This window comes from Arthrobacter sp. SPT-J7 (genome assembly GCF_059089965.1).
This window is the reverse complement of record NZ_JBNHFF010000627.1, coordinates 1-289: the sequence shown is the minus strand read 5'-3', so window position 1 is coordinate 289 and position 289 is coordinate 1. Positions and strand designations below refer to the sequence as shown.

At 60.9% G+C, this 289-nt stretch carries 1 pseudogene; it reads left to right on the top strand.

Features of this window, described 5'->3' with window-relative positions:
• Positions 1-45 precede the first annotated feature (45 nt).
• A pseudogene (locus tag AC5RWX_RS34580) lies at positions 46-289 on the top strand (glycosyltransferase family 2 protein); the annotation flags it as partial.

Here is a 289-nt window from a genome sequence, read left to right as displayed (position 1 = left end):
GCGACAACGGTCGCTTATCTGGAGGACCACCCGGGGCAGGGGGGCGTGAGCGTCGAAACGGAAATCGTCTTCGAACGCCTGACGCCTGAAGGACGGGAGGTTGAAGAACGCTTCGCCATGGAGCCGGAGATGCGGGAAATCACCTTGGTGGACCTGCTGCACTACAACAGGTTCGTCCCCATCTCCTTTCTGTTCCGCCGCTCCGTGTACAACGAGCTGGGCGGATTCGACGAAAACCTCGCAGTGGTGGGCGACTGGGAGTTTCACCTCCGCTTCCTTGTGCACCACC